This is a genomic window from Methylobacterium sp. NMS14P, assembly GCF_028583545.1.
In the GTDB taxonomy this organism is placed as follows: Bacteria; Pseudomonadota; Alphaproteobacteria; order Rhizobiales; family Beijerinckiaceae; genus Methylobacterium.
In genome coordinates this window covers 1,409,128-1,429,430 of sequence record NZ_CP087106.1, presented here as the reverse complement: position 1 = coordinate 1,429,430, position 20,303 = coordinate 1,409,128, and the positions used below count along the sequence as shown (strand labels likewise).

Annotated in this window: 20 protein-coding genes and 1 tRNA gene; 14 read left to right on the top strand and 7 right to left on the bottom strand. The window is 64.3% G+C overall.

All coding sequences use genetic code 11. The features are described from left to right. Positions 1-2 precede the first annotated feature (2 nt). From istB to LOK46_RS06735, 5 genes are all read left to right on the top strand, one after another. Positions 3-734 carry an IS21-like element helper ATPase IstB gene (gene istB / locus LOK46_RS06755; protein WP_092047643.1) on the top strand — a complete coding sequence of 244 codons (732 nt, stop codon included), beginning with the start codon at positions 3-5 and terminating at the stop codon, positions 732-734. Between the two features lie 179 nt (positions 735-913). Further along, on the top strand, positions 914-1,357 hold the full coding sequence (locus tag LOK46_RS06750) for a DMT family transporter (RefSeq protein ID WP_273563065.1): 444 nt from the start codon (positions 914-916) through the stop codon (positions 1,355-1,357). 482 nt (positions 1,358-1,839) lie between these two features. After that, positions 1,840-2,358 (top strand): hypothetical protein, encoded by a 519-nt coding sequence (locus LOK46_RS06745; protein WP_273563064.1) that lies wholly within the window; start codon positions 1,840-1,842, stop codon positions 2,356-2,358. A 68-nt stretch (positions 2,359-2,426) separates the two neighbouring features. After that, positions 2,427-2,502: transfer RNA gene (locus LOK46_RS06740), tRNA-Ile, on the top strand. A gap of 813 nt (positions 2,503-3,315) precedes the next feature. Then, positions 3,316-4,407 (top strand): Fic family protein, encoded by a 1,092-nt coding sequence (locus LOK46_RS06735; RefSeq protein ID WP_273563063.1) that lies wholly within the window; start codon positions 3,316-3,318, stop codon positions 4,405-4,407. Between the two features lie 475 nt (positions 4,408-4,882). On the opposite strand, the gene LOK46_RS06730 is transcribed toward LOK46_RS06735, so the two are convergent. From LOK46_RS06730 to LOK46_RS06715, 4 genes are all read right to left on the bottom strand, one after another. Next, on the bottom strand, positions 4,883-5,425 hold the full coding sequence (locus LOK46_RS06730; protein WP_273563062.1) for a hypothetical protein: 543 nt from the start codon (positions 5,423-5,425) through the stop codon (positions 4,883-4,885). An 89-nt stretch (positions 5,426-5,514) separates the two neighbouring features. Further along, entirely contained in the window at positions 5,515-6,045 is a 531-nt protein-coding gene (locus tag LOK46_RS06725; protein WP_273563061.1) for a hypothetical protein, read from the bottom strand. Further along, the gene (locus tag LOK46_RS06720; RefSeq protein WP_273563060.1) at positions 6,032-6,976 is read right to left on the bottom strand and encodes a hypothetical protein; all 945 of its coding nucleotides are present in this window, start codon (positions 6,974-6,976) and stop codon (positions 6,032-6,034) included. Before LOK46_RS06720 ends, LOK46_RS06725 begins: the two co-directional genes overlap by 14 nt. Then, entirely contained in the window at positions 6,973-7,479 is a 507-nt protein-coding gene (locus LOK46_RS06715) for a hypothetical protein (protein WP_273563059.1), read from the bottom strand. The genes LOK46_RS06720 and LOK46_RS06715 overlap by 4 nt, the downstream gene beginning before the upstream one ends. An 18-nt stretch (positions 7,480-7,497) precedes the next feature. Here LOK46_RS06715 and LOK46_RS06710 point away from each other — a divergent pair, with 18 nt between their 5' ends. From LOK46_RS06710 to LOK46_RS06685, 6 genes are all read left to right on the top strand, one after another. Next, positions 7,498-7,671: a hypothetical protein gene (locus LOK46_RS06710; protein WP_273563058.1), complete on the top strand. Its 174-nt coding sequence runs from the start codon at positions 7,498-7,500 to the stop codon at positions 7,669-7,671. A gap of 191 nt (positions 7,672-7,862) precedes the next feature. Further along, positions 7,863-8,198: a low affinity iron permease family protein gene (locus LOK46_RS06705; RefSeq protein WP_273563057.1), complete on the top strand. Its 336-nt coding sequence runs from the start codon at positions 7,863-7,865 to the stop codon at positions 8,196-8,198. A 66-nt stretch (positions 8,199-8,264) separates the two neighbouring features. Then, on the top strand, positions 8,265-9,077 hold the full coding sequence (locus tag LOK46_RS06700; protein WP_043075003.1) for an IS5 family transposase: 813 nt from the start codon (positions 8,265-8,267) through the stop codon (positions 9,075-9,077). A 131-nt stretch (positions 9,078-9,208) separates the two neighbouring features. Further along, positions 9,209-9,475 (top strand): hypothetical protein, encoded by a 267-nt coding sequence (locus tag LOK46_RS06695; RefSeq protein ID WP_273563056.1) that lies wholly within the window; start codon positions 9,209-9,211, stop codon positions 9,473-9,475. Positions 9,476-9,978: 503 nt separating this feature from the next. Further along, complete coding sequence (recD2, locus tag LOK46_RS06690; protein ID WP_273563055.1) at positions 9,979-12,180, top strand: SF1B family DNA helicase RecD2; 2,202 nt, start codon at positions 9,979-9,981, stop codon at positions 12,178-12,180. Positions 12,181-12,446: 266 nt separating this feature from the next. After that, positions 12,447-12,698, top strand: coding sequence for a hypothetical protein (locus LOK46_RS06685; protein ID WP_273563054.1), 252 nt, complete (start codon positions 12,447-12,449; stop codon positions 12,696-12,698). A gap of 144 nt (positions 12,699-12,842) precedes the next feature. Here the strand turns inward: LOK46_RS06685 and LOK46_RS06680 are convergent, their stop codons facing one another. After that, positions 12,843-13,082, bottom strand: coding sequence for a hypothetical protein (locus LOK46_RS06680; RefSeq protein WP_273563053.1), 240 nt, complete (start codon positions 13,080-13,082; stop codon positions 12,843-12,845). Positions 13,083-13,245: 163 nt separating this feature from the next. Next, entirely contained in the window at positions 13,246-13,725 is a 480-nt protein-coding gene (locus LOK46_RS06675; RefSeq protein ID WP_337251966.1) for a PAS domain-containing protein, read from the bottom strand. A 1,656-nt stretch (positions 13,726-15,381) separates the two neighbouring features. Between LOK46_RS06675 and LOK46_RS32905 the strand changes: the two genes are divergently transcribed. The 3 genes from LOK46_RS32905 (at position 15,382) to LOK46_RS06665 (ending at position 17,758) form a co-directional block, all read left to right on the top strand. After that, complete coding sequence (locus LOK46_RS32905; RefSeq protein ID WP_443192891.1) at positions 15,382-15,735, top strand: DUF2335 domain-containing protein; 354 nt, start codon at positions 15,382-15,384, stop codon at positions 15,733-15,735. A gap of 1,443 nt (positions 15,736-17,178) precedes the next feature. Continuing rightward, positions 17,179-17,340 (top strand): hypothetical protein, encoded by a 162-nt coding sequence (locus LOK46_RS06670; RefSeq protein ID WP_273563051.1) that lies wholly within the window; start codon positions 17,179-17,181, stop codon positions 17,338-17,340. 130 nt (positions 17,341-17,470) lie between these two features. After that, on the top strand, positions 17,471-17,758 hold the full coding sequence (locus tag LOK46_RS06665; RefSeq protein ID WP_273563050.1) for a hypothetical protein: 288 nt from the start codon (positions 17,471-17,473) through the stop codon (positions 17,756-17,758). Positions 17,759-17,864: 106 nt separating this feature from the next. Here the strand turns inward: LOK46_RS06665 and LOK46_RS06660 are convergent, their stop codons facing one another. After that, on the bottom strand, positions 17,865-20,138 hold the full coding sequence (locus LOK46_RS06660) for a tetratricopeptide repeat protein (RefSeq protein WP_273563049.1): 2,274 nt from the start codon (positions 20,136-20,138) through the stop codon (positions 17,865-17,867). Positions 20,139-20,303 lie beyond the last annotated feature (165 nt).

Sequence of the window (20,303 nt, the reverse complement as noted above, 5' to 3'; positions counted from 1 at the left end):
TGATGGAACGTCAGGACATCCTCGCCACCATGGGCGAGCTGAAGCTGTTCGGGATGAAGGCGGCCTACGACGAGATCATCAAGGTCGCGCTCAAGCGCACCCACGAGCCGCAGCAGGTCGTCGGCGACCTGCTCCAAGCCGAGATCAGCGAGAAGCAGGCGCGCTCGATCCGCTACCAGATGACGATCGCCAAGCTGCCCCTGGCCAAGGACATCGCCGAGTTCGCCTTCGCCGACACGCCGGTCAACGAGGGGCTGGTGCGCGATCTCGCTGGCGGCGAGTTCCTGGCCCATCAGCGCAACGTCGTGCTGGTCGGCGGCACCGGCACCGGCAAGACGCACCTGGCCATCGCCATCGTGCGAGCGTGTATCCGGGACGGGAAGCGAGGCCGGTTCTACAACGTGGTCGACCTCGTCAACCGGCTCGAAGCCGAGGCGCGTGCCGGTCGGCAGGGCCGCATCGCCGACCATCTCATGCGGCTCGACTTCGTGGTGCTGGACGAACTCGGCTACCTGCCGTTTGCGCAGTCAGGCGGCCAGTTGCTGTTCCATCTGATCAGCAAGCTCTACGAGACCACCTCGATCGTGGTGACCACCAATCTTGCCTTCGGCGAGTGGCCGAGCGTGTTCGCCAGCGACGCCAAGATGACCACGGCGCTGCTCGATCGGCTCACCCATCACTGTGAGATTGTCGAGACCGGCAATGAGAGCTGGCGCTTCAAGAACCGCGTCTGAGGCCAGCGCCTACGCCGCGAAAGCTGGACGTCGGATCAGCTCAGCCGCACCGCACCCAGCTTGCGAAGGGGTCCCGATTGCACGCCGATCCGGGGTCCCGTTCCAACGCCTTTTGACAGGGCTCGCGGAAGAGGACCCAATTGCTCTACCCAGTGGGATCCTCCGATTGGATCTCGACCATGTGGTACCTGTACGGCGCCGTCCTACTGGCCGGGATCGCCAACGCCATCCAGCCAGGCCAGAACAGTACCCTCGCCAGGGGCTTCTCTCAGCCGCTCGTGGCTGGTCTGGTCGTTGGGATCGGTACTGCCCTGACCGTCCTGATCATCGGTCTCATATCCCGTCGTTTGGCATGGCCGACGACGCAGGAGCTTTCGCAGGTGCCGTGGTGGGCATGGGGCGGCGGCTTCATGGGTGGCGGAGTCGTGATCGCGCAGCTGCTGATTGCCCGCCAAGTTGGGGCCGGGGCGTTTCTCGGGCTGCTGGTGACGGCGGGCGTCGTTACTTCCATCCTGCTCGACCATTTTGGCTTGGTCGGCTTCGAGGTGCATCCGGCTAGCCTCTGGCGGATCCTGGGCGGCCTGCTGATGGTAGCTGGTGTCGCGCTCGTTGCGCTTTTCTGAAGCTGATCGTGTCCCAAGCTGCCAGCTTCTTCTCTGATGGGATGGCGATAGCTATCCAGCGGGGAATTCGCCGAGTGTCTGGGCTCGCGATTGATGCGCGTGTCCAGATGCCGTTTTCCAAAACCGAGCACCTGAAGGCGAAGGGCTATCTGAAGTGAGGCGCACGAAGCCCAAGCTGCCCAACAGTCTGACCCAGAACCTGTCGGATCCGAAGGTCGTGGCTTTCAGGCCCCGAGACCGTCGGCGTAGTCGCAACCGTCTGTCCAATTTGACGCAGAAGATCGCTATCTCGGTCGTGACCCTCGTCGTCATCGTGCTGGCCGGCGGGCACCTGCTGCGCGCGTGGTAGGCTGCACGCGACACTGTCATGGACGGCCGATCGTCCAGAGTTTCGTGCGGCACCGCGAGGATCCTGAGACGGCGCAATGATACGATTTACGACCGTGCCCGAAGGCTCCGAGAACAGAGAAGCTGATACACCGATGGCAAATGACGACACTCTCGCGAAGGCGCTTGCCAACGTGAGGCAGCAGCGCGCGACCCTTGAGGCTGATTTTGAACGGGTCGGCGCCGAGCTGACGAAACTCCGCCTTGCCGAGCGGTCGCTCGCATCGATCGTGGAGGGCACGCCGCTGGACGAGCCTGCAGACGATCTGCCGACACGCCGTCACGCTCCGGCTGGCGAGGATCGGCCTCGTGGTATCCGTGGCCCCCGGGGACCGCGCGCCAACTCGGCCAAGGGGCGGCTGAAGGCGCTTCTTGAGGAAGCTGGATCTGAGGGTTTGACGCATGCCGAGATAAGCGAACGCCTGACAGACGTGGCGGCCAACACCCTGAACACGTACCTCAGCGTGATGGCCAACAGCGGGGAGTTGGAGCGGGACGGCGATAAGTACCGGGCCGGTGCTCCGGCGACGAGCGCAGCGGGCGAAGGCGCCGTTGAGGACGATCAGGCTGAGGGCGAACAGAAAGACAGCGAGAGGGCTGAGGCCGCCGAGTAGGCCCACTACCCCATGCTGCCCTGTTGGCAGATTGTGTCTGCAGGGCAGCAACGGCTATGCGGATTCGAGGGCCTGTAGCTCAATGGTTAGAGCCGACCGCTCATAACGGTCTGGTTGCAGGTTCGAGTCCTGCCGGGCCCACCACTTCGCACGGCGTCCTAGAGCCCGCTGGCGTCATCTTCATCAACGAGAGTGGGGAGGGGCCAGGCGGGCGGCCACACAAAGCGTAGCGCCGCAGTCTCTCGAGCGCCCCGAAATTGACCGCGTTTAGGAGGTCTTGGGCTTCTTTGCCGGGCGTGACCGCTCCTTCGAGGCTGCGATCGCTCGGGCGGCCCCGGGGTCGATTGTTTTGCCTCTATTCGAGCGTTGCCGCGAAGAAGCGATTGCCCGAGCGGCCCTCTCCTCGGAGGTTCCTCCCTCCGCCCCCTGCTGCGAAGCGGCGACGGCACGAGCGTAGCGTTCGGCCGCGGCTCGATCCTGAAGCGTGGGCTGCCCGGATGCCTCGATCGACCGGGCTGCACGCTCCTCGAGGCTCAGGTCCTCGACCGACCGTCTCGGGCTCTCAGAAGCCCGAAGGATCTCATCCACGGTCGCCCAGCGCCAGCGCACGCAGCTGGGCGAGATGCTTATCGGCGGCGGCAGGAGGCCCCGGCGGACGTAATCGTCCACGGCGCTCTCGCTGATCATGAGCTCGGCGGCGAGCGCCCGGCGCGTGAGGTAGGAGGCGGTCGGCATTAAGCCGTTCTAGGGTAGATGCTTCGGCGGCAAGCTGTTGCCGCGGCTCGAGGCCGAGCGCGAGGCTGCGGGTGTTCCGTGGAACACCGCCGCTCGTCGCCGGCATAATCTTCATCCAGGAGGACGGCGAGGGGCCGGGCGTGCGGATGAAGAAGATCGAGAGTTCCGTCTGATGGCACGCGAACCCTGCGTTCCGCCGATCCTTCCTGTTGCCGATCTTGATTGGCGACGGCTGCTCCCCTGGCGGGACGGGCCAACGCCGCGTTGGCGCGCTACGACGGGATGTTGCAGGCGCTGCTCAATCCTGCGGTCTTACTATCGCCGGTGACAGCGAATGAGGCCGTGCTGTCCTCTCGCATCGAGGGCACCGTCGCCACTCTCGAAGAGGTGCTGCAGCAAGATGCAGGCATCGAGCAGGCAGCCAATCGGCATGCCGATCTCGAAGAGATTTCGAATCATCGGAACGCGATGCGGGATGCCGAGCAAGCACTCCAGCATCGACCGCTCTCCCTATCCCTGATCAAGGGTGTCCACCAGCATCTGCTCAATGGGGTCCGAGGGCACGACAAGGCACCCGGAAGCTTCAGAAACGATCAGAATTGGATCGGGCGTCCCAACTGTAAGATCGAGCAAGCGCGCTTCATTCCGCCGAGTCCGATAGTGCTCCCACAGGCGCTCGACGACTGGGCCTCGTACCTCGCCTCGGAGGATGAAGATCCGATCATACAGGTTGCTGTTGCTCACGCTCAGTTCGAAATTCTTCATCCCTTCAAAGATGGGAATGGCCGGATCGGTCGCATGATCATACCTCTGCTTCTATTCCAGAGGCAGGCGCTATCCCGGCCCATGTTCTACCTGTCCGAGTTCCTCGAAAGTCACAGGTCAGAGTATTACGACTCGCTCCTGAATAAAACCGATAATGGTGATCGGCAGTCCTGGATCGAGTTTTTCTTGGGAGCAATTGTCAACCAGGCAGATATAAATCTGGAGAAAGTGAGGAACATATTGGCCTTTTATGAAGGAAAAAAGCAGAATTTCATTGAGGCTACGCGCTCGCAATTTGCCGTTCCGGCCTTGGATGCCTTCTTCATGAGGCCAATTATCAATACGACTGACTTCGCCACACATACGGGTATTGAAAACCGTGTGACGGCCAACGGCATCATCACACAGCTTCACAAAGAGGGTTTGATCCGGCGGGTCCGGAAGGGCGCTGGCAGGACGCCGAGCGTCTTCGCGCTGCCGGAACTCATCAACATCACAGAAGGAAGAGAGGTGATGCCTCTTGCGTTAGGCAAAACCGATTCTGCTTAACGCGACGCGTTTTGTGTAAGGCCGGCTATGGGCGACTCAGCTTGCGTAAGGCGGCCCGCCTGCAACCTTACGCAACGCGTTTTGCGTTAGGTGCAGGCTACGAAACACCGCTCCGGTAGCACTCGGTACCCCTTTGCAACGAGCCATTCCGCCACCATGCGCACAGCCGTAGCCGCTCTTCTCGCCCTGATCGTTCTTTCAGCCCCATGCGCCGCCGAGATCGACGCCGCCACGTGCAAGCGGCTCGCTGGCAAGGCGGGAAGGCGATAGCCGACCACGACTCGGCGCTCGAAGCGCTCCTCGCGCAGCAAGTCGGTGCGTCGGCCCGTGCAACGCCCACACCTATCCGAGAGGCCGCCGAGCGCGTTGACGTGGCCCGTGACCGCCTTGCCAATGCGCTACGGTCCTACATCGTTTCGCTGGAAGATCTGCAGGCTCAATTCAGCAGGTGCCCTCAACGGTAGGCCTCCGGAACTCAGCGCAGCGCGATGTTGAGGGCCGGTACCCGCGTTGCGCGCTCCAGGCGCATCGCGGAAAGCCGCGCGGGCTGCTGCCTGAGGGCGGCCCGCTCCGCTCGGTTGGTGCCGCCGGGCACGTAATCCAGGATTGGTGAGCGGTAGGCGAACTCGACCGTCACGAGGTTGTTGAAGCGCCGCTGCGCCAGGGCGGCGACCACCTCGTAGACCCCCGACGTGCCCGGGGCGGTCATCTTCATGTCGCCCTGTTCGATCTTCCGGGCATAGGGGAGCGGGTTCAGGACGGTGTAGACCTTGGCCTCGGGCGGGTGCGCGAGGTCGAACGGCTGGCCGTCAGCGAACCACGAGTGGGCGCTGGCATAGGCGCCCGACCGCACCGGCGAGTGCGTGACGAGCTGCTGGTTGATCCACGCCAGGACGTCGGCGATCAGCGCGTAGCGGACCTCGATGCGGCCGCCGTCCAGCCTCACGCTGGACAGGGGCGCCCCGGGCCGGCCGTCGACCAGAACCGCCGATGGCTGCTGATGGTTGCGCGCGCTCACGTCGGCGATGATCCGAGCGGCCGCCTCCGCCGCGACGCGCTGGCAGTTCTACACCGACAGGGCCGCGGCGATCCTCTGGCGGGCGACGCTCACGGGGAACGTGGCGTCGGAGGAAGGCACCCGAAGTCCTCGGGGCGCAGCGGGCGGCGCGCGGGCGGCACGCTCAGCAAGTGGGCCGGGGCGGCGGGCGGCTTCACCTCGCCGAGCAGTCGCAGGCCTTCGCTACACGCCACGAGGCCGGCGTGCGTCAGCGCGAGTGCCTCGCCCAGTTTCTCGACGCCTGCGAGCGTCCGCAGGTGCTCCTCCTTGGCCGCGAGCGCGATCGCCTCGTACCCCTTGCGGAGCATGAAGCGCTCATCCTCGGTGAGTTTGCGCCCGAGCTGCTTGGCCAGATCGCGATTGCCGGCCTTGAGAAATCCGGCAATCTGCCGGTCGAGCTCGCCGCCGCGGTAGGTGGCGCGGCCATCCTGGATCCTCGGCACCAGGAAGTCGCGCGCCAGATTGGCACCCATGCTTACCACGTCGTGGAGCCCGGGCTGCTCCTGCAGGCTCCAGTAGCGCTGCCGCTCTGCATCATCTGCGAAGCGAAGCTGAATCGTCGGCCCGTCAGACACGAGCAAGCCCTCCCTTCCTCGCCAGCGCCTTGGCGGCGCGGCGCTGCTGACGGGACAGGCCGGCCCCGGTCGGCGCGGTGGCCTCCAGGCGGGCGAGGGCGGCGGGATCGAAGTCGAAGGTCGCGAAGTCGATCACGCCGGTCCGCACGGCGCGGTCGAAGCGCTCGAACGGCCAGGCCGCGCCGAACCCGGAGGGAGCCACCTTCGGCAAGCACGCTTCCTCGAGCGGCGCGGGCTGGATCGGATCGCCCCCACGGTCCGGCCATTCGTGGATGACACCCTGCCGGACGCCCTCGCGATCGATCACGGTGAGCCACAGCGCTCCGCCGATCACGTGCTTGCCGGCCACGCCGGGGCCAGCCATCGCATCGGCGGCCTGCCGGCGCTGCGCCTCCATCAGCGGAATGCCGTGCCGCACCGGGTCGAAGGTATCGGCGGTCCAGTCGACGCCCTCCTCGGCGCCCTGGCGGTGCATCTGCCACAGCTCGCCGGCATTCAGGTGCGCGTGATGGAAGATACCGTCCTCGTCCTCCAGGCTGCGCCAGACGTAGGGCGGCTCGTCCGCGTCGAGAAAGGCCGAGGGCGAGCGCAGCACGTAGGCCTCGGGGCGGTCGCGGCGCTTGCTCCACCCGACCGCGTGCACCTCGATCAGCGTCTGTCCGGCGAGTTCGCCCGCCTCGATCGCCTCGCGGTGCCCACGTTCGATCGCCGCCGCGCTGCGCGTCAGGAACTCGTCGAAGCTGGCGAAGGTCTCGGCGAGAGCCAGCACAAAGGTCGGCCCCCACCAGTTCCCGCGGCCAGTGACGACACCGGTCCAGCTCTCGACGGCGTAGGCCTTCAGCTCGAAGCCGACGATCGTCCCGGTCGCGTCGTAGAGGCTGGCGTCGGTGAGGACGCAGGCCCTACGCGAACCGCAGATGACGTTTACGGCGCTCATGATCGCGATCCTTCTTCCGAGTGGGTTTGTGGCCGCAGGCGCCGCCCGCGATGCCGGCAATGCCGGCCCGCCGCGGCCAGGAGGGGATTGCCGGTCATGGCACCCGCCAGTAGGCCGCTGACGCCACCCAGGAGCGGGCTCTGAGACGAGTAGCCAACGGCACCGCCGGCCGCGATCGAGGTCAAGCCCTGGCCCAGCGGCGAGGTCAGGATCCCGCCGCCCTGCCGCGATTCCTTCAGCCAGCCGCTGACCGCGCTTCCGAGGCCCGTCTCGGCGCCCAGGCCAAGGGCCGACGCGATCTTGTCCGTGTTGAACAGGTTGCCGAACATGCCCGCGGTCGGCGGGGACGGGCCCTGCGCGCCCGGCAGCGGGGCGCCGGCCTCGTTCGACGACCCGCCGCCGAGCAGCCCCCCGAGGTTGAGCTTGCCCCCGAACAGGCCGCCGAAATCGCCGCTCCGCCGGTGGAGGCTCGCGTCCAGAAAATGCGCTACTGCGTCGAGCACGCCGGAGCGACCTGGGACGTGGATGTGTTCGGCGGCGTCCTCGATGGGCTGATCCTGGCCGAGATCGAGATGGCACGCGAGGACGAGGCAGTGGTGTTACCGCCTTGGGTCGGACGTGAGGTCACGCTGGATCAGCGCTACCGTAACTCTCGGCTGGCGATGGGCGCGATGCCATACCGGCTGGCGGCCTGAGAGCACATCTTAACAGCATCCGGCCGCACGCCTCCCTCTCTTCTACGAGCCGGCGAAAATCGGACGGCCGGGCAGAACTTTAGCCTGCTCACATCCTCGTCATTGCCGGAACTATCGTTGACCTCGCGCCACTTCCGGCAAGGTAGCCGCACAGCTTTGTCGGGCTGCTTATGGGCAAGGCTTGGTACTCGATGCTCGACCGACCCATCATCAGCCTCGCGGTGTGGCTCTCGAAACCGGTGGGCTTCCTGGCGACCTGCTTCACGGTCGCGGCCGGCCTCGGATCCGGCGCACTCCTCAGCTTCAACGACCACTGGGCATTGGTCTTCAACCTGTTCCTGTCCATTGCCGCCATGCTCCTGGCAGGCGTCATCCTCGTGGCCGGTGCACGAGACACCGCGGCCATTCAGATCAAGCTCGATGAACTCATCCGCGCCGTGGCGGACACGGACGAGCGCTTGATCGGGATCGAGGACCACAGTGCCGAGGAGTTGGAGCTTCTCAGAGCCCGTCCGGTAAGGGTCTGAGGCGGGGTTGAGTGGCCGGGATGGCGATGATTCCAGGAGGGTGCTGAAGCCTGACCTGGAAGCGCCATGTGGACCCCGACCACCCGGCGGCAGCATAGCCGCGTGGGCCTTCGCTATGAAACCGACCTTACCGACGCCGAGTGGGCGGTGATCGAGCCACTGATGCCGAGGCCAGCGCCCTGTGGCCGGCCTCCGCTCTGGACGACACGGGAGGTCCTGAACGCCATCTTCTACGTTCTGAGGGGTGGGATCTCCTGGCGGTTGATACCCAAGGATCTACCGCCGCGCTCGACCACGTTCGGCTACTTCAGCCGCTGGCGCGACACAGGGCTGTTTGGCCGGATCAACCACCACCTGGTCATGGCCGATCGCGAGCGAGTCGGACGGGAAGCCTCACCATCTGCCGCGGTCCTCGACAGCCAAAGCATCAAGACGACGGAGAGCGGCGGCCCGCGCGGCTACGATGCCGGCAAGAGGGTCAAGGGGCGCAAGCGCCAAGCGCTGGTCGACATGGACGGGCGCGCGCTCGTCCTCGATCCTCAGCCTGCCGACGTACAGGACCGCGACGGAGCCGTGCCGGTGCTGCGCCTGTCGCGTCGGACCTTCCCGTTCATCGCCAAAGCCTTCGCCGATGCAGGCTATGCCGGCAACAGACCGGCGACCGCCACGATCATCACGGTCGAGATCGTGCGCAAGCCGCCCCATCAAGTCGGCTTTGCCGTGCATCCACGCCGCTGGGTGGTCGAACGGTTCTTCGCCTGGATCAGCCGCAATCGCCGCCTCTGGAAGGACCCAGAGGCGACTATCGCCTCGGCCAGAGCATTCCTCTACGCAGCAGCCGTCATGATCCTCGTCAGGCGACTGGCCCGCTCAGCCTGACTTCTCGGACGGACTCTCAGGCAGGACAAGGCGACCGTGCCACCCCCGTCGGGGAGTGCTGGACGGACGTAATCGCATTGTCGCGGCAGGGAGCTTAATAGGCGGCCAGCGGATCGACAGAGAGCGGCACGATGGCCAAGGACAAAAAGAGCACCTTCCCCGGCTCCCTGCGGGACCACAAGGATGCGGCGAAGGCTGAGGCCGAAAAAGTCAGCGCCAAGATCGACGAGGCGTTCCAGAAGCTCGCGAAGAAGATGCGCGAGCGTGCCGACAAAGCAAAGGCGAAGATGGACGATACCCGCAAGCCGGAAAAACGTGCTGTCCTGCTTCGGCGCTTCGAACTGTATGCGGATGCGGCAACTCACCTCGAAGAACGGCTGCCTCAGCGCGACGACTGACGGGCAAAACTCGGTCTCGGGGGTTATTTCGATATGGGAGTTCGCCAAGAAGGGCGCGGGTCGGTGAGCGACCGGCTCGTTGCGCGGATCGGCAGCACGGGTTCGCTCCTGGGCTTCACGGTGCTGGCGACAATCTTGGCGGCACGCGGACTGTCAGGATTGGTGCCTTGAGCCTGGTCTACGGGCGCCGCTGACTGCGCTCGCGGGTGATCTGCGGTCAACTCTGCTCCGCACATTCGCGCAGTTTCTTCCGGGTGGCGCGATGTACCAACCTCATCCCGCCGAATCGGCGCGCATCACGGCGGATGCCTATGGCGCTCGAACGATGAAAGGCGCCCCGGCATAGACCAGGGCGCCTGACCTCCGTCGCTGCTCACTCAGCATCGGCGGCCTCCTTCGGTTTGGGAGCACGCGCGAGCTTCTCGGTCGGTGCTGCAGCGGCTTGCAACCTGTGTGATAGGGAGGATGCCTCCAGTAGTTGGCGATCTCTCTGGACGCATTCCATGACCGAGCGGGGGCGACCGCAGCAAATCGAACGCGGTCAGCCTGTCGAGGCGCTCGCTGGCACGATTGAGCGCGTCACCTTCCACAGTCCGGAGACCGGCTTCTGTGTGATCAAGGTCCAGGCGCGCGGCAAGCGCGACCTCGTGCCTGTGATAGGCCACGCACCCGCGATCAGCGCTGGCGAGTGGATCACCGCGACCGGCATCTGGCACACGGACCGCCAGCACGGCCTGCAGTTCAAGGCTGATACCCTCAAGGTCACGCCGCCTACCGGAACGGAGGGAATCGAGAAGTACCTCGCTTCCGGCCACATGCGCGGCATCGGCCCCGCTATGGCCAAGCGCATCGTCGCTGCCTTTGGGGAAGGCACCTTCGAGATCATTGAGGCTGAGCCGGGCCGCCTCACTGAGGTAGAGGGCATTGGACCCAAGCGCGCCGCCCGCATCGTCGCCGGATGGGCTCAGCAGAAGGCCGTGCGCGAGATCATGCTGTTCCTGCACGCCCACGGCGTCGGGACGGCCCGGGCGGTGCGCATCTTCAAGACCTACGGCCACGAGGCGATCGCGGTCATGACCGAGGATCCCTACCGTCTTGCCAGGGACATCCGGGGCATCGGCTTCAAGACCGCTGACGCCATCGCGATGAAGCTCGGCCTGACTATAGAGGCGCCGCAACGCCTGCGGGCCGGGATCTCGTTCGCCCTGCAGACTGCCACGGATGCGGGCCACTGCGCCCTGCCGGTGGCTGAGCTCGTAGCGCTCGCGGTCGAGCTCCTCGGTGTAGAAGCGCCGCTGATCCGCTCGGCACTCCTCGATGTGCTGGAGACCGGCGAGGTCGTCCAGGACATCGTCGGCGACAAGGCCTGCATCTTCCTCGCCGGCCTGCACGCCGCCGAGCGCGCCATCGCCGAGCGGCTCAGGCGCCGCGCGCAGGGAACCCCGCCTTGGCCGGAGATCGACCTCACCCGGGCGCTGCCTTGGGTGGCGGAAAAGACGGGCAAGACGCTCTCGCCCTCGCAGGAGGCCGCCGTGCGCCTCGTGCTCGGTACGAAGCTCGCGGTGGTCACTGGTGGCCCAGGCGTGGGCAAGACCTCAACCCTCGACACGATCCTGCGTATCCTGCGCGCCAAGGGTGTGCGGGTTCTGCTCGCAGCGCCCACTGGCCGGGCCGCCAAGCGGATGAGCGAGCAGACCGGGCTGGAGGCCAAGACCCTGCATCGCCTTCTCGAGATTGACCCCAAGCACGGCGGTTTCTCGCGCAACGAGGATAACCCCCTCCCCTGCGATCTGCTCGTCATCGACGAGACCTCGATGGTCGACGTGCCGCTGATGAACGCGCTGACGAAGGCGGTGCCGGACCAAGCGGCGTTGCTCCTCGTTGGCGATGTCGATCAGCTGCCCTCGGTCGGGCCCGGTCAGGTGCTGGCCGACGTGATCGGCTCCGGCGCTGTGCCGGTGGCGCGGCTCACAGAGGTCTTTCGGCAGGCGGCCGAGAGCCGGATCGTGGTCAACGCTCACCGGATAAACGCGGGTAAGATGCCCGAGGCGGCACCGCGCGGCACTGAGAGTGACTTCCACTGGATCGAGATCGACGAACCCGAGCCGGCCGTGCAGGCGCTGATCGAGGTGGTGACGCGTCGGATTCCCGCTCGGTACGGCCTCGATCCGGTCCGGGACGTACAGGTGCTCACCCCGATGCAGCGCGGCGTGCTGGGCGCGCGCAACCTCAACCACGAACTTCAGGCGGTCCTAAACCCGAACCCGCCGATCTCGGTGGAGCGGTTCGGCTGGCGCTTCTCGCCCGGCGATCGAGTCATGGAGAGCCAGAACGACTACGACCGGGAGGTGTTCAACGGCGACCTGGGCACCGTGGCTCGCATCGATGACGACGAGGGCGCGGTGATCGTCGAGTTCGAGGGGCGGGAGGTGATCTACCCTTATGGCGAACTCGACACGCTGGTGCCGGCCTACGCCACGACCATCCACAAGTCCCAGGGCTCGGAATACCCCGCGGTAGTGATCCCGCTGGCCATGCAGCACTGGACGATGCTAGCGCGCAACCTCCTCTACACAGGCGTGACGCGCGGCAAGCGCCTAGTGGTGCTCCTCGGGCAACGGAAGGCAGTTGCCATCGCGGTCCGCGGTGGCACGATGAAGCCTCGTTGGACGAAGCTGCGGGAGTGGCTGTCGCAGCGCCCTTGAAGCTCGAACGAGCTCGAACCGCCCGGCTCCGGCCGCGGCGGTTTTTTCGTGTCGATGGCCCGCGGCTCGCAGCGGCCTAGCATTCCTCTCAGGGATTCACTCAGCCCTGCCGGCACCGCCGCGCGGGGCTTTTTCGTGAGCGTACTCGCGACCAGCGACGAACCCACGGGGATGACGGTGTGCGGAGACCGGACGATCGGTGTGGCGATGCGGATAAATTGCTTCCGCCATGGGTTGTCCGGCAACAAGTACATCGGAGAACTGCCGTGAAGAAGCTCCTGCTTGGCGCATGCGCCGTAGCTCTGTCATCCTTCGTTATGGCGCAGGCGACCACGCCCGCCGACGCGCGATCGCGCCATATGAAGTCGGCCAAGCGGACCGGCGTCCCCATGATTAACAACACCGGTGGCCGCGGCTCGTCGAGCTCCGCCGCAGGCGGCAATGCCGGTCAGCCTTCCCGTGGATCACGGTCGATAGGCGGCAGCGGCGGTGGCACAGGCAACGGCGGTGGCGGCTGAGCGGCTCGCGCGACCACATCTGTGTTTGGGCATTATCCCGAAGATCTGCCCGCGGCCCGCCCGGATCTCCGGCGCGGGTCTTTGTTGTTCATGGCGTTGATCCCGTTCGACGGCTTCGCCACAGGCGATCGGGCTCAAGTCGCATCATGACTCGTCGTCGAGCGACCTGGGCACGGTCAGACCGTGCCGCTCCTCGAGTTCAGCTCGGCCGGCATCGGTGATGCGGTACTCGACGTTCTTCGTGTCCGGATCCGTCCGCCCGGTGGCGACGACGAGGCCGAGCACCTCCATGCGCCGCATGTAGCCGCTCACCTGATAGAAGCGGGCACCGGTCTCGGCGAGCGTGCGGAGCCGATAGAGGCTTCCTGGCGGGAGCTTGTACATCGCCCACCACTGTACCGATTATCGGTACGGACGTCAGTGGAGATGGCTTGGTAACCGCCGCCGGCCATCCTGCTGCCGAGCCAAGTTGCGTATCGGCTCGGCTCACTCGCTGGTGAGATCAGGCGCTGCTCCAGCGCCCGGTGACCAAACAAGAGCGCCCTGCTCAGTTCATGTGCCGGTGCCGGTCCTGCACCTCTTGCTGCGCGAGCTTCCGGCCCAGCGACATCAGGAGCGCGTCGGCCTGCGCTTTCAAAGCCGGATCTCGCAGCTCCGCAATGGCTTCCTGTGCGGCGATGGCGTGCTCGGCAGCCCGGTCGAGTGGCGTCTCGCCGGGGCAGAGCATGGAGTCCCCGAAGGTGCCTTCGCTCATCCGCATGGACGTGATGTCCACGAGGATCCCCCCGCCACCGACTGGTCGTCCCTGATGATCGGCGGTGAAGCGCCCTCGAGCCAGAACCCAGCGGGTCTGACCGTCGACCGAGATCACCCGATACTCGGTCAGGAAGGTGCTGCCTTCGCTGGCGCTACGCCGGATCAGGTCGAGAACCCGCTCCCGATCCTCAGGGTGTATGGCATCAACGTAGTGAGTGAGCGGAACGCCCACATCCGCTTCCTCAGGGTCGACATCGAACAGCAGCGCCACGAAGGCATCCGAGCGCGCACAGTCCGTTGCCGCGTCCCATTCCCACCGGCCAATTACGTCGAGTGCATCGAGCGCTGACTGGAACGCCTTCGGACAAGTCTGACCACTACGGGACCGCGACTTCGGCACGCCGTACCTGCCTCGCTGCTGGCTTACATCGATGTGATCTGTCGCACGCCACAACCCAGAGGAGCAAGCTTTGCACTAGCGCAACCGTTGCGCGTTGCGCGCAATCCAATAGGATGCGAGCCGATCTGAACGTGGACAAGAGGCGCCTCGTGCGCCCACCCGGAGGCACATGGGATCCAAGGCACCGCCCTTCAGCGAGCCTTCTTCTGACGCATCCCATTGGGATGAGGCTCGCAACGCCTCAACGCTTCGGCAGGAGAAGACGGAACGGCTGCTGAAGCGGATCGCCGGGGCAGTGCAGGTGCCACCGTCCGCATTCTACAGGCCACCGAACGCCGTCGATGGGGGAGCACCCACCGCGACCAACTCGATTACTTCGCTCGCGAGCGACGTTGAATGCGCGGAGCTGCTGGCCGCTTTCAAACTTGTCAGCGATCCTGAGGATCGACGCAGGCTCTCGGAGCTCGTGCGGAGGATGGCTGAGCGAGGCTGAGGCCAGTCAGGCGCTCCCCCGCCCGGTTCGCCGCGGCGGGTCTTGTATGCACCGGGCCAACATTTTAGCCTTTGCTCGTCACCTAGCTTTCGATGTGCAAAGTGCCGCCCCTCATATTTATCGTCGCGACATGCACTCTTTCATAAACACGCCTCGCGCAGGCATGTTAAATCGGTTAGAAGCAGCAGATCCTTTGCCCGGATTTCTTGTATAAAGCCTCTTCCCTTCGGCCTCATGCAGGCATTTCTCGCGCTTCTCATTTACTTGTGCAGCGCCAACACTGGCGGTTGCTGCTAAAACGATGAATGCAATCAATATTTTGATCATTGTCCGACCTCAATTTGTGGAGGCGCAACGCCGCCTATACGGAACTGTGTTTATTAAGGGGCAGCAAGGCATGCGAGACAAGCATTGTCAGTTCGATGCCAATCCGCGTTGCATATTAATTCGGATCACAAATTAGTGAGATCGGACGCTCCTCCGCCCCGTGAGCAGATCGGGGCGGGGCCGAGCGGGCTGGCCATGTCGGATATCTCGGGGCAATGTCGCGGCCGCTGGCCTCAGCCGATAGAACTGACGGATCAGGTGACTACATCGGTTGTTGATGGTCCTCGATGCATCGTGCGCGCACAGCATGGGCGGATTCGACGATGATGGAGAACGATGACGTGCTCCGGCGCTTGAAAGACCGGACCTTCCTGCGAGCCTTCGCAATAGGGCTGAGCGCGCCTGGCTTGCTCGTCACGGGCGCTCAGATCGAAACGCGTGGCCTGCGACGGGGCGAGACGGTTGAGCACGCGTGGGCAAGTGTAGGCCAGCATCTCGCCCGCGCGAATCGTCGGATTGCCGGTGAGCGGCGGAGTTCTTGATCTGCCGCCCGATCAGGGCGGACCGCCAGATGAAGCCAAGCGACAGATAATCAGGCAAGCTGCCGACGCTCTGGATGGCGTAGCCCCCCGGAAAATCGGGAAGACGTAGTCCGACGTGGCATTGGTAGCCTGCCGCTTGCGCCTGCGTCCGCGTCGGCCGTGCAGATGCAAGTCACATCAACGCAGCATGTCGGCCCCGTGCCGGCACCGGACACAATTGCTGAATACGATGCGGTGGTGCCTGGAGCTGCGGATCGCATGATCAGGATGGCTGAGCGCGATCAGGCTGCATTCATCGCATCAAATGCTCGCCAGCAGTGGCTGGACTATTCCTTCAACGCTCTCTGTGTGTTGGCGCAGCGTCGCTGCGCTTGGTGCCGTTCTGTGGGCCGCCGTCTGCCTGGGCGCCGCTGGACGCGAAACGGCGGCGGCCGCTGTGGCCGCTGTGGGCGGCGCAGGCATCATCGGCGCTATCGTGAACGCCCGCTGGAAAAAAGCAGATTGACCATTGAGGTCTGAGTCACTTGCGCTGGGTGCGGGCCGAAGCTGAGGCGCACGACCTATTTGGGCTTAGGCAACCATTGGGCCGTATCCCGTCAGCATGTCCGACCTCCCGCCTGCCGTCGCCTCCTGGCACGACCAGATCGAGCGCCTGTCCGAGCACGCCTCGCCGTGCCGCCGCTTCTCCGTAAGGTTGGCGACCAACTAATTGTTAACCATACGAGAACATGCTTCAGCGAAAGCGCTACGTCGGCGAAGTGTTTGAGGCGCCCGTGGGGTTGATGTCGCCGAGGCATCCGACCGCTGCAGCCCGAATTCAGCGCCTCTGCTATCTACATCTTCGCTTGAGGGTGCGTTGTGAGCTCCAATCTATTTTCTACCCAGAGCGGAAGATTCGAGTATCAGGGTGGAATTGATTTAGTAGATTGCGGCGATATTCACCTTTTCATGATGATGCGGGACAATCTTTATAATATATGCGTCCCGCCCGATCGGAAGGGAAGTCTCCCGCAGATTTTTATAGAAACGCTCATCGGAACGGGTATGCCCGGCCTCCCATTAGTCGAAGCAGCATAAAGACTGAGCATCGAGCGCGATTTGCGCTTTATAAAGTCGTCGACCACATGATCCGGAACTGTCCGGGCTTCACATTTCTCGACGTCGGGGCATTTGTCGGCGATGTAAGCCTGAGATTTGCTAACTATTGCCGAGCCGAGCAAGCGTCCTGCTCGTTTATGTGTTTCGATCCGACCCTGGCCGGCGATCTCGTGCCGTTCAACATCGAATTGAACGGCTTGGGGGACTATATTACACACCATAGCCTAGCCGTATCTCATATCACTGGCCCTATACCTTTCGAGCAACGATTGGGACACAGTGACTCAGGCAGTAGCGCTTTGGCTAGAGGGACAAAAATACTCTTGTGAGATCTGTAAGATTGTCATCAGTGCTGCAAACACTCACGCCTCCGGCAGCATTTATCAAGATCGACACTGAGAATTTGGAAAATGTAATCATTGATGACTGCAAAGACTTTATTACTGACGCCCCAACACACTCTGCGTTGAGGTCAATGCGTCGTCTGGGGCACTTTTCGATACATTGGCAGATCTAGCAAAGACACATGCTTTATGGGATATTGGCTATGTTCCTCGGCCATTCCGTGCAAGGGCAGTGCAAGACATGCCTTCCTGGTTGCAGAATGTTCGGGGACCTCCTTGTGGTTACACGGACGTTCTAGCTATTGCTCGTAAGATGCGAAACTTCGATGAAATTTGAGCCGATCTAAATATTACTGTAGAAGAGCCTGTCGGGTATAGCCTGGTCTATTGAGTTTTGGCTTTTTTAAATTCAAGACCGATCGGGTTCCGGCTTGATAGTAGGCATTGAGCCGAGGCGCACTGGCTCAGCTGGGCGGCGCCGCAGCTGTTCGGGGTTCACCCGCAGCACGGCTTCCTGCGCGTGGAGTATGCCGGCGCGCTGATGGTCAACGACAGCAAGGTCGTCGGCGTCGAGCCTGACCGGATCGTGTTCGACCGGTTCAGCGGCTACCGAACGAAGCCCGGGCAGACCTGGGGACCGCCGGTCTGGGAGTTCGCCACGCGGGTCAGCCGAAGCGCCTGACGGGTCTCGGCTTTCCGGACGTCATCCACACCGCTCCACCGGGATCTCGCTCGCCTCGACTGCCGCCGGTTGAAGCGCGTCCCCGCCTCGGGCTTGTTCCGTCTTCGTTCGCGAGCGGAGGGCCACCAAAATGGGGCGCCTGGGGGATGCGGTGCCCGGTCGGGTGTACGTCGACTGCGCCACCTGCAAGCGCTCGGGTCGGTACACCGTCGCCAGCCTGATCGGTCGCTACGGGGCCGACATCTCGACGCTCGACCTGCTCCGGCACCTGACGGCCTCGTGCCGCTACCAGCGCCCGTTCGAGGCGTCGCCCGCGCGGAAATACGAGCGCCTCTGCCTCGCCGCGATCACGCTGCCGCCGCCCGCCAGGAAGATTCCGCCGGTGCCGCCGGGTGACCCCTACACGGTCGAGGTCTGACGCGAGACCGGCGGCAACATCGAGCTGCACCTCGCCACCATCTACCCGCTGACCGTGGCGATCGCGGCATTCGAGGCGGCGTGCCTGGAGTGGCCGACGCACATGGTCACCGTGCGGGATGGGGCTCGGATCGTGCGAAAGGGGGAGCGGCCACCGCCCCCGGCGCTGTCTCGGCGCACCAAAGCCGCCACATCTCGCTGAGGGCCAGACCAACTTCCCTGGCATGGCCGGCGTGATCCATGTGGGGACTGGCGACCAAGCGCTCGCGCAGGCCGCTGCGCAATTTGAGAAGTTCGTCCGGATCGCCGGCGAGACGGCAGGCGATGGCGACATAGCTGTCGACATCGTGGGCGATTAGATCCGGCAGCCCTAGGATCCCGAGGATGGCGGCGCCCACCCGCGAGATTGTCCGGGGGCCGGCGAGTGTCACCACAGGGACGCCCATGTAAAGAGTGTCGAATGTCGTGACGTTGCCGTTGAAGGGGAACGCATCCAGCGCGATGTCGACACTGCCGTGCATCGCATAGCGATTGGCAGCATTGCGGGGCGCGAAGTCGACGCGGTTGAGGGGCAGGCCGCAGGTCGCGAGACGTGCTTCCACTGGCCCGCGCGTCCTTGGATCGTCGATATCGGTTACGATCAGCTTCAGCCGGGCGTTGGGCACCGCTGCTAGGATCGCGGCCCAGGCCTTGAGCGCGGCGTCGGTCATCTTCTCGAAGCGGTTGAAGCAGCCGAAGGTGACGTGTCGGTTTCTTGTGAAGGGCGCTGTCTCGGCGACATCCGGCGCCGGTAGGAACGGCCGGTAGCAGGTGCCGGTGCCAGACACCCGCCAGAGGATCTCGGAATGCAGGTGCTCAGTCTCCCCGATCGGGTCGTAGACCGCGTCAGTGAGGCGGTAGTCTATGGCGGCCAGCCCCGTGGTGACTGGCAGTCCGATCCAGGTCACCTGAACCGGCGCGGGCTTGCGCGCGAAGACCAGCAAGCGGTTGCCGCCACTATGGCCTGCTAGGTCTACGAGTACGTCGATCCGATCCGCCTCGATCAGGTCCGCTACGGCCTCGTCGTCAAGAACCTCGATTAGTCGCCAAGAATCGAAGCGCGTCTTCAGCGTCTCCGTCACCGCGTCTTCGCAACTGGTATTGCTATAGGCAACGAGATCGAAGCGTTCACGGTCGGCGTGGTGCAGGAAGGGTTCGAGGAACCGCACCACCGGGTGATCGCGAAAATCCGCCGAGACGAAGCCAATGCGCAGGCGCCGATCCAGATTGCGATCATTGGCGAAGGGCCGGATGCGCAGCAGCGCGTCAGCATGGCAGCGGCCGTAGGTCTTCGCCTTCTCCGAGAAGCTTTCCACCGAACTATGCTCGGCAAAGAGCTGCGCATGTGCAAGGTTGCAAAGCGCGAAAGCGGCGGCGGGATTGATTGCTAGCGCCTTCTCCAAAGTGGCGATCGCCTCTTCGGTGCGCCCAAGGCGGTGTAGCACCGCGCCGAGATTGTTGTGGAACTCGGCTGAGCCGGGAACTCGAGCGATCAGTTCGCGCCAACAGCCAGCGGCATCCTGCTGGCGCCCAGTATCCTGATACACGATGGCGAGATTGGCTCGGGTGTCATCCAAGGCAGGGTCGAGTTCGAGCGCTTTCTCGAAGGCCGAGCCAGCAGCGACTAGGTTGCCGATCGCCCGGAAGGCGAGACCGAGATCGGCGAAGTACGTGGCGTTGCCGCTGTCGCGGTAGATCGCGATGGTGATCAAATCGATGGCGTGCTGTGCACGCCCGGCGCGTAGGGCGATGAGCCCAGCAAGATGCACCGCGTCACCATTATCTTTGTCGATAGAGATTAAGAGTTCGAGGAGGCACTCCGCGTCCTCGAGCCGCCCAGCGGCGAAGGCGAGGCGAGCGTTCGCGCCGAGCACCTTAACCAGCGGCTGGCAGTGCTCGGACACGATCTGAGGTGAGAAGCCGTGCACCAGAAAGTGATTGAGGATGCTACGGGCGTCTGTCACCCGGTCGCAGGCGAGGAGCGCCCCGATTAGTGCCACCCAGCGAGAGGCCTGCTCAGGTGCCGAGCGAAGCGCCGCGGTGTGATGAAGGACCGCACGGGCATGATCGCTCAAGAGCGTGGCGATGAGGCCAAGATTGTAATGCGCCGCCGCGTGTCCCGGGTCGAGATCAAGGCATCGTCTGTAATGCTGATCGGCTTCGTGCAGGCGCCCGGCGGCATGATGGGCGGTGGCCATGTTGAGTATGGGCCTTACCAAAGCCTTCAGCTCCCGCAGCGGCTCGCCCCGGCTCATCTCAAGTCCTTCCGACGTCTCGGCACCATCGGTCGACGTGCTTAATGACGTGTAAATTAAATTAAGGCTTCTAACGCGGAGCGCCACCAGGTGACGTTCCGCGCAACTCGCTGACCGCGAGACCGTCAGCCTCCAGGCGCACCAGCGCGCGGGTGGCGTGCAAGCCGCGCTCCCGGCCGGGGATACCCGCGCCCTCGGCGATCTTGGTCGCGGTCAACGGCTCGGACGTCAGCGCCGCCAGCACGCGCGGGC

Coding starts and splice junctions, on each gene's coding strand:
- istB (WP_092047643.1), top strand. CDS start 3: ATGGAACGTCAGGACATCCTCGCCACCATGGGCGAGCTGAAGCTGTTC.
- LOK46_RS06750 (WP_273563065.1), top strand. CDS start 914: ATGTGGTACCTGTACGGCGCCGTCCTACTGGCCGGGATCGCCAACGCC.
- LOK46_RS06745 (WP_273563064.1), top strand. CDS start 1,840: ATGGCAAATGACGACACTCTCGCGAAGGCGCTTGCCAACGTGAGGCAG.
- LOK46_RS06720 (WP_273563060.1), bottom strand. CDS start 6,976: ATGAGCGCCGTAAACGTCATCTGCGGTTCGCGTAGGGCCTGCGTCCTC.
- LOK46_RS06705 (WP_273563057.1), top strand. CDS start 7,863: ATGCTCGACCGACCCATCATCAGCCTCGCGGTGTGGCTCTCGAAACCG.
- LOK46_RS06700 (WP_043075003.1), top strand. CDS start 8,265: ATGTGGACCCCGACCACCCGGCGGCAGCATAGCCGCGTGGGCCTTCGC.
- LOK46_RS06695 (WP_273563056.1), top strand. CDS start 9,209: ATGGCCAAGGACAAAAAGAGCACCTTCCCCGGCTCCCTGCGGGACCAC.
- recD2 (WP_273563055.1), top strand. CDS start 9,979: ATGACCGAGCGGGGGCGACCGCAGCAAATCGAACGCGGTCAGCCTGTC.
- LOK46_RS06680 (WP_273563053.1), bottom strand. CDS start 13,082: ATGTACAAGCTCCCGCCAGGAAGCCTCTATCGGCTCCGCACGCTCGCC.
- LOK46_RS32905 (WP_443192891.1), top strand. CDS start 15,382: ATGCAAGTCACATCAACGCAGCATGTCGGCCCCGTGCCGGCACCGGAC.
- LOK46_RS06665 (WP_273563050.1), top strand. CDS start 17,471: ATGGGGCGCCTGGGGGATGCGGTGCCCGGTCGGGTGTACGTCGACTGC.